The 379-nt window shown below is 59.6% G+C and carries 1 protein-coding gene; it reads left to right on the top strand.

Translation table 11 applies throughout. From position 1 onward, the window contains the following. Positions 1 to 79 precede the first annotated feature (79 nt). A partial coding sequence (locus tag E2K76_RS20210; protein WP_136686221.1) for a transposase occupies positions 80 to 379 on the top strand: 300 nt, incomplete at its 3' end.

The following is a 379-nucleotide window of genomic DNA, read 5'->3' as shown; positions in this document are numbered from 1 at the left end:
GATTGTGTTGAAAAACACCTGTTGATCGGCGGGCTGTGCCCTGATTCACTTCTTTGGCGGGATGGTGGAGGTGATCGGGATGATGGGATCGCGGCAAGTGGCGCAGGGCGCCTTGTTCTACGAGTTCTCCCTTGAGGATCATGTCCCGCAGGATCATCTGATCCGGGCCATCGACCGCTTCGTTGATCTGGATGGCATCCGCCAGCACCTCGCACCTTTCTACAGCAGCACCGGTCGGCCGTCCGTCGACCCTGAGTTGATGATCCGCATGCTGCTGATCGGCTATTGCTTCGGCATCCGGTCCGAGCGGCGGATATGCGAGGAGGTTCATCTGAACCTGGCCTACCGCTGGTTCTGCCGGCTGGATCTGAACACGGCG

Source organism: Falsirhodobacter xinxiangensis (genome assembly GCF_004959935.1).
Taxonomy (GTDB): Bacteria; Pseudomonadota; Alphaproteobacteria; order Rhodobacterales; family Rhodobacteraceae; genus Falsirhodobacter; species Falsirhodobacter xinxiangensis.
This window is presented reverse-complemented; position numbering and strand designations above follow the sequence as displayed.